The sequence below is a fragment of the uncultured Amnibacterium sp. genome (assembly GCF_964244015.1).
Lineage (GTDB): Bacteria > Actinomycetota > Actinomycetes > Actinomycetales > Microbacteriaceae > Amnibacterium.
Genome location: NZ_CAXTHO010000086.1, coordinates 6180 through 13099, shown reverse-complemented (window position 1 = coordinate 13099; position 6920 = coordinate 6180). Strand labels below are relative to the sequence as shown.

Below are 6920 nucleotides of genomic sequence, written 5' to 3'. Positions count from 1 at the left end.
GCACGACCCCGACGGGTACCCAACCCCTGGACGCAGCGGAGCACCACCGACTCCGAGTGATCTCGAGGCTCGCCTCGCTCGCACCTCGATCAACGAGCGAGGGCGACTGCGCGCGGAGGGCGCGCAGCTCTGTCCCCCGTTCGGGATGAAATCGTGACGTGACCCCCGGAGGGGGGATACGACATGATTGCCCGCATGCCCCGCTCCCTCTCCGCTGCCGAGTGCCTCGACGAGTTCTTCGCCGATCGGCGCTGCGGCTCGACCGGGCACCGGCTGGCCGGCATCGAGCGCGCCGAGCGGGTGCTGCGCACCGCCGTCGAACGCACCGCCGAGCTGGTCCTGACGGACGACGAGCAGGTGCTGGTGCACGCCGAGCGCCAGTTCGGCATCGACGGCGCAGTCGCCAGGGTGATGCCGGCGCACGGCCTGCTCCTGGTGCTGGAGGCGTACCTCGCGCACCTCGAGGTACGGCCCTCGCGCGCCGCCTCGCGCCGCATCGAACTCGACACCTGCGCCGCGCTCACCCGCTACCTCGCTCGCGAGCTCCGGCACCTGGACGTCCTGCCCGCCACCCACCGGATCGAGCTCGCACTCGCCGGCTGCGGTGCGATCTCGCAGCGGCCGGCCGGACCGCGTCGTCTGCTGAAGGCGCTCGGCCTGGGCTGAGCGCTCAGCGCTCGAGCTGCGCAGCCAGCTCCGCGTCCGCGTCCGATCCGGCGTACTCGCTGATCCGTCCGCCGACGACCCGGTAGAACGCGAACGCGGCCACACCGACGTGCCGTCCCGTCGGCCGGATCCCGCGGAACGGGCCGCGGTGCGTGCCGCGCGTCCTGAGGTGCGCGGCGATCCGGTCGCCCTCCACGACGACGGTGATCCGCTTCCAGCGGTAGTCGGGGAACGCCGCCAGCAGCGCCGCGAGGTCCTGCAGCCATGCATCGGCGCCGCCGGCCTCGCCCGCCCGCCGCACGTCGGGGGCGAGCCGATCGCGGATCCCGTCGAGGTCGTGGCGGTTGCAGGCGTCCAGGTAGTCCTCGAACCAGCAGCGGAGCTCGTCGGTCGACATCGTCACCAGTCTGATGCCGTCGCCGGACCCGATGCCGGGTGCGGCGCCCTCAGTCGGAGTACACCGCGGCGACGCCCCAGCGCACACCGGCGGGCGCATCGACCAGAAGCCGGGACGGTTGCGCCGCCGGGGTGGAGTCGAGGTGGCCGACCGCAGGCACACCGGCCCTCACCGACCCGTCGGCACCCTCCAGCTCGCTGAGGTGGATCGTCCGGTCGTCGTGGATCACGAGGCGGTCGATCGACCAACCGGCCGTCGCGTCGGACGCGAGCACGAGCAGCACGGTGATCCTCGCGCTCCCCGCAGGACGCGGCAGCTCGACGGTGCGCGAACCGGCGCCGTGCTCCTCCACGAAGGGCGCGCCCGGATCCCACCACGCGGCCAGCCCGGCGTCGCGATCGCTCCTGATGCGGCTCAGGAACGCGGCGCTCGTGCGTGGCTCGACCGTCGAGGTCGGCAGCGGGGTCGGACGGGCGCCGCTGGTCCCGGCGGGAGCCCGGGCGACGCCGACCAGCGCGACGACGACCACCGCCGGCACGAGCACGCCGACGACCGGCCGCCACCGCCTCCGGCCTGTCCGCGCGGTGCCGATCCCCGGATCCGGATCCGCATTCGGATCACGGGCGGCGAGGTACGCATCGACGTCGGCGCCGCCGGCGCCCGGGCGATACAGGCGGCGGCGGAGGTGCTCTCCGTCCTCCGTCACGGCTGGAGGCGGGTGACCGACCAGCCGTCGCCCGCGGGCGTGTAGGCGAAGCGGTCGTGCACCCGCGAGGGGCGGCCCTGCCAGAACTCGATCCGGCGGGGTGTGACCAGCCAGGCGCCCCAGAACGGCGGGCGGGGGATCTCGTCCTGTCCGGCGAAGCGCTGCTCGACGGCCGCGACCGCGGCATCGAGCGTCGCGCGGTCCGGGACGGGCGCCGACTGGTGGCTCGCCCAGGCGCCGATCCGGCTGCCGCGCGGCCGGGTCGCCCAGTACGCGTCGCTCGTGGCCGCCGGCGCGGGGCCTGCGTCACCGTCGATCAGCACCTGCCGCTCGAGCGGGTACCAGGGGAAGGCCAGCGACACGCGTCCGTCGGCGGCGAGCGCAGCGCCCTTCCGGGAGCCCGCATTCGTCACGAACTCGAATCGGCCTTCGATCAGGTCTTTCAGCAGTACGGTGCGAGAAGTCAGCCCGCTCCGGTCGACGGTGGACAGCACCATCGCGTTCGGCTCGGGCACCCCCGCGTCCTCCGCGTCGCCGAGCCATCGCCGGAACTGCGCGATCGGGTCGGGGTCGAGCGTGCCGTCGGCGAGCACGCCGCGGTCGTAGTCGTCGTGCCTGTCCATCGATCGCACCCGCACATCCTCGCGCCTCCAGCCGGGCACGGGTCGACCGGCCCGACGTGGACACCCCCTCGTGCAGGGGGGAAGATCATCGGTGTGCGCGCACTCCCCACCGCGGACCCGTTCCTCACCGAGTTCTTCACCGACCTCCGCCGAGGTACCGTCGGTGTGCGCCGGGACCGCCTGAATCGCATGGAGTCGGATCTGCGCCTGGCGGTCGAACTGTCGGAGCACGACGTGCTCGACGCGGACCAGCAGGCGCTGCTCGCCGCCGAACGTCAGTTCGCGCCGATCGCCGCGGTCGCGCGGGTGCTGCCGGTGACGATGCTGCCCGAGGTGCTGGACCGGTACCTCGTCGACCCGCTCTACCGCCCGCACGCGGGCGACGAGGCGCGGGACCGGCTCGAGACCTGCGCGGCGCTCGTCCGCTGCCTCGCGGGCGCACCCGACCTGCTGCCCGCGACGCGCCTCCTGCGCCGTCTCGACGAACGGATCCGGATGGAGGCGGCGACGCTGCGACCCTCCGACCGCCGACCGCGTGGGAGACGCGTCCGAGGCTGACCGCGTGTCGTCCGCGGATCGCGCGGGACGCGGAGTACTGATGACCGCACGACCCGGGCGCTCAGCGGCCAGGACGCCGAGACGCCCGACGCGACGCGATCGCTGCGGGACGGCCGGCTCCGGCGGCCGCCCGGGTCGTCCCACACCGCCCACCGTGATTAGCCTGCTCGGGTGTCGAAGCCGTTCCTGCTGCTGCAGCTGCGGCCGGAGGCGGATGCGCGCGCGGGCGAGCTCGTGTCGATGCGCCGCGCGACCGGCCTCGGCGAGCGGCTCGTCGCACGCAGCGCGGACCTCGAGGTGCTGCCTCCCGACCTGGCCGATCGCAGCGCCGGGGTCGTGATCGGCGGCAGCCCGTACTCGGTCTCGGACGACGAGTCGACGAAGGGGGACCCGCAGCGACTGGCCGAACGCCAGCTCGCCGCCCTCGCGGAACGTGCGCTCGAGCGCGAGCTGCCCGTCTTCTTCACCTGCTACGGCATCGGCGTGCTCACGCTGGTCCTCGGCGGAACCGTGGACCGCAGCCATCCCGAGGAGGCCTCCGCCGTGGAGAACCGCCTGACCGAGGCAGGGCGGGCCGATCCGCTCGCGAGCGTGCTGTCCGACCGGTTCACGGCGCTGACCGGCCACAAGGAGTCCGCGCCCGTTCCCCCTCCGGGCGCCGTGCTGCTCGCCACCAACGACGCGAGCCCGGTGCAGCTGTACCGGGCGGGATCGGTGGTCGCGAGCCAGTTCCATCCCGAACCGACCACCGAGGACTTCGGGCAGCGGGCGGTCATCTACCAGCGCCACGGCTATTTCCCGGAGGGCGGGCTCGAGACGGTGCTGGCGATGCTCGCTCAGGCGACGGTCACCGAGCCGCAGCGGCTGCTGCGCCGGTTCGTCGAGCTCGCCGACGCCTGAGCAGCACACCCGGGCGCATCAGTCCGCGGCCGGTGCTCCGCCGCCCGCATCGGCAGTGGCACCGGCGTCCGGGGTCGCCGACTCCGACGGTGTCGGGGCGGCGGCGCTCGGCGTGCTCGAAGCGCTCGGCGCAGGCGCGACCGACGCGGTCGGCGTGGAAGAGGCGCTGTCGCTCGCGGTAGCGGACGGCGTCGAGGAACCGGGCGTCGACCCCGACGGCGCGGAGGACGACGGCATCGAGCTGGATTGCGGTGCGGACGACGGCGTCGAGCTGGATTGCGTCGCGCTGGAGGGTGCGGGGCTGGCGGGTGCCGGCCTGGAGGGCATCGAGCTGGGCGGAGCGGAGCTCGGCGGGGCCTGCTCCGAGCGCGTCGTGGGCGCCGTCGTGTTCCTCGACGGCGTCGACGAGGTCGCGGACGCCGCCAGCGGGGAGGGGACCGGCGTGGTCGGCCGGGCGAACGCGGGGGCGGCGGCGGCGGTGACGGAGGAGGTCGCCGCGTCGGCTCGGTGACGCGCGGTGCCGGCCGTGGCCGTAGCCGTAACGAGGTCGTCGGGCGCGGCGGGCCGGACGCCGAGCACGCCGTCCTGGGCGGCCGCCGCGACCGCGCCGACGCCGGCGTCCCGGTCGGTCGGCAGGTGCGCGACGACGCCGACGATCAGCCCGGCGAGACCGATGCCGCCGGCGACGAGCAGCAGCGTCCGACCGCGCCGCGCAGAACGGTCCACGCGGTGCACCGGCAGCGATCCGGTCCAGAGCGACGGCGCCGCTTCGAGCATCGGCCTCGGCGCGATCGTCGGCGACGCAGCCGTGACCGGCGTCCGCAGCGCGCCGGTCGCGGGCCGCGGCGCGAGTGACGGAGGTGGCACGGCCGGCGTCGCGCGCTCCGGCCGGACGGGAGCGGCCACCGATCGCGACACCGGTGCAGGGGGCACCGCCGCCGCCGGTCGTTCGGCGGTGACGGGCTGCCGGTCTGCGCGGTGCAGATCGATCGGCGCGGTCGCGAGCAGCCCCTCACGCAGACCGGCCAGCCGGAGCGCGACAGCACCTGCGGTCGGGCGGCGCGCCGGGTCCTCGTCGAGCATCGCGGAGAGCAGGCCCCGCATCTCCGGCGGCAGGGCGGCGAGCGCCGGCCCGGCCGGGGCAGCCGCGGTCAGGAGGCGCAGCAGCAGCGCACCGAGCGAGTAGACGTCCGCCTCCTGCCCACGATCCGCGGGCAGGGCGACCCCGGACGCCGCGGCGAGCTGCGCGGCCCGGTCGCCGAGCAGCGCGGCCACGCCGGTGTCGAGCAGCAGCGTCGTGCCGATCGCGCCGCCCGCGTGCCGTCCCCCGGCCGGGACGACCGCGTGCGGCCCGATGAGCCCGTGCACCAGACCGGCGGTGTGCACGGCTGCGAGCGCGGTGGCGACGCCCGCCGCGATGGTCGCGGCACGACGTGGGGAGCAGCCCGACGCCGGGTCGAGCACGTCGGCGGGGGCTGCGGGGGTCGCATACCAGCGCGTCCCGTCGTCGAGCAGGCCCGCGTCGAGCATCGGCAGGACGGCGGGGGAGCCGATCACGGCGGCACGGGCGACCTGCTCGGCGTCCGGCGGCATCCGGTCGGTGAAGCGGGCGTCGACGACGACCAGCACCGCTCTGGCGCCGCTGCCCGGATGGACGGCGTCGCGCGCGACGCCGGCGGGGCGGCGGCCGACGACCGCACCGACGGTCCAGCCGCCCAGGCGCACGTCCGTCGCGGTGACTCCCACGGGTGTGATTCAACCGGAACCCGACCGCGACGTGCCAGACCCGTCCCTCCGACTGGGGCGTGTCGTCCGCCGCTTCCGCCCAGGAGAATCACCGGGAACACCGAACCCCCACGGAGAAGGCGCCACCACATGCTGGAGAGCAGAACGGTCCGAGCGGCAGCGAAGCTCTGGTACACGAAGATGATCTACGTCCAGCAGTCCGTGCCCGTGCCACGGGACTCGCCCGTCATCACCTCCGGTGCCGATGATCCCGACCGCGTGCTCCTGATCGGCAACGGCCCGACGCACGGCTGGGGCACGGTCACCCACGAGCTCGCGCTCACCGGCCAGCTGGCCCGCGCCCTGACGCGTCGCACGACGCGTCCTGTCGACATCCGGTACATCGGTGACGAGATGATGCCGCTCGCCGCGGTCGACGCCTGGATCGGCGACACGGCGCTGGCGCCGTACGACCTCGTGCTCGTCGTGCTCAGCATGAACGACGCCGTCCGCCTCACCAGGGCCGCCGACTACCGCGCCGACATGGCTCGCCTGCTGGACCGCCTGTCGCAGGAGAGCAAGCCGTCGGCCCGCATCGTGGTCGCCGGCATCCAGGACGTCGACTCCCTGGCCGAGTACCGCGGCGTGGCCGCGCGCATCGGTCAGCGGCGCGCCGACCTCCTGAACGCGATCACCCAGGAGCTCGTCGGCCGGTACGACGGCTTCGAGTACCTCGCGCACCGCGCGCCGCAGGCCGAGCCCGGGCGCCCCTACGGCTCGCCAGCGCTCTACGCCGAGTGGTCCGAGGTGTTCGCCGATGCGTGCGCCCCGGCGCTCGAGGAGGCCCGCGCGCTCGACCCGTACCGGTTCTCGCACGAGATCTCGGAGCACGACTGGCAGTGGCGTCCCGGAGAGCAGATCATGGCCAAGGCCGGCGGGAACGAGGCGCTCGACCGCCTGGTTCAGGACGCGAAGTCGCACTTCGGCGCGGATGCCGCCTGGGTGAGCCTGATCGACGGCGACCGCCAGTTCTTCGTGGCCAACACGACGCCGCAGGGCCGTGGCGCTCCTGCCGAGCTGTCGGCCTGCCAGTACACCGTCGAGGGCGACGAGCCGCTCGTCATCGAGAACACCCTCCGCGACGAGCGCACCAAGGACAGCCCGATGATGGACCTGGGCCAGCTGCGGTTCTACGCGGGTGCCCCGATCCGGAGCGCGGACGGCGCGAACATCGGCACGCTCTGCGTCCTGAACGTGCTGCCGCGCTCGAAGGACTCGATCGACAAGGACGACCTGAAGGAGTGGGCGTCCCGCGCGCAGCGCGAGGTGCAGAAGCTCGCCGCGA

8 protein-coding genes are annotated in these 6920 nt (G+C 74.5%); 4 read left to right on the top strand and 4 right to left on the bottom strand.

What is annotated here, in order from left to right:
• The first annotated feature begins 195 nt into the window (after positions 1-195).
• Positions 196-666, top strand: a complete 471-nt coding sequence (locus tag ACFE67_RS10495) for a hypothetical protein (RefSeq protein WP_375406820.1) — start codon at positions 196-198, stop codon at positions 664-666.
• 4 nt (positions 667-670) lie between these two features.
• On the opposite strand, the gene ACFE67_RS10490 is transcribed toward ACFE67_RS10495, so the two are convergent.
• Genes ACFE67_RS10490 through pdxH form a run of 3 tightly spaced genes read right to left on the bottom strand, consistent with a single transcriptional unit; the run spans position 671 to position 2392 of the window.
• Complete coding sequence (locus ACFE67_RS10490) at positions 671-1063, bottom strand: ester cyclase (RefSeq protein WP_375406819.1); 393 nt, start codon at positions 1061-1063, stop codon at positions 671-673.
• A gap of 49 nt (positions 1064-1112) precedes the next feature.
• Positions 1113-1769: a hypothetical protein gene (locus ACFE67_RS10485; protein WP_375406818.1), complete on the bottom strand. Its 657-nt coding sequence runs from the start codon at positions 1767-1769 to the stop codon at positions 1113-1115.
• Positions 1766-2392: a pyridoxamine 5'-phosphate oxidase gene (gene pdxH, locus ACFE67_RS10480; RefSeq protein WP_375406823.1), complete on the bottom strand. Its 627-nt coding sequence runs from the start codon at positions 2390-2392 to the stop codon at positions 1766-1768. Before pdxH ends, ACFE67_RS10485 begins: the two co-directional genes overlap by 4 nt.
• Before the next feature lie 93 nt (positions 2393-2485).
• On the opposite strand from pdxH, the gene ACFE67_RS10475 reads away from it, so the two are divergent.
• Together ACFE67_RS10475 and ACFE67_RS10470 are read left to right on the top strand one after the other, a co-directional pair.
• Positions 2486-2950, top strand: a complete 465-nt coding sequence (locus ACFE67_RS10475) for a hypothetical protein (protein ID WP_375406817.1) — start codon at positions 2486-2488, stop codon at positions 2948-2950.
• A gap of 171 nt (positions 2951-3121) precedes the next feature.
• Positions 3122-3850, top strand: coding sequence for a gamma-glutamyl-gamma-aminobutyrate hydrolase family protein (locus tag ACFE67_RS10470; RefSeq protein WP_375406816.1), 729 nt, complete (start codon positions 3122-3124; stop codon positions 3848-3850).
• A gap of 18 nt (positions 3851-3868) precedes the next feature.
• On the opposite strand, the gene ACFE67_RS10465 is transcribed toward ACFE67_RS10470, so the two are convergent.
• Positions 3869-5596 carry a hypothetical protein gene (locus tag ACFE67_RS10465; protein WP_375406815.1) on the bottom strand — a complete coding sequence of 576 codons (1728 nt, stop codon included), beginning with the start codon at positions 5594-5596 and terminating at the stop codon, positions 3869-3871.
• A gap of 129 nt (positions 5597-5725) precedes the next feature.
• Between ACFE67_RS10465 and ACFE67_RS10460 the strand changes: the two genes are divergently transcribed.
• Positions 5726-6920 (top strand): GAF domain-containing protein (locus tag ACFE67_RS10460; RefSeq protein ID WP_375406814.1); only part of this gene is annotated, 1195 nt, incomplete at its 3' end.

Excerpts from the sequence above, each read along its gene's own strand:
- ACFE67_RS10490 (WP_375406819.1), bottom strand. The coding sequence starts at position 1,063 with ATGTCGACCGACGAGCTCCGCTGCTGGTTCGAGGACTACCTGGACGCC.
- pdxH (WP_375406823.1), bottom strand. The coding sequence starts at position 2,392 with ATGGACAGGCACGACGACTACGACCGCGGCGTGCTCGCCGACGGCACG.
- ACFE67_RS10495 (WP_375406820.1), top strand. The coding sequence starts at position 196 with ATGCCCCGCTCCCTCTCCGCTGCCGAGTGCCTCGACGAGTTCTTCGCC.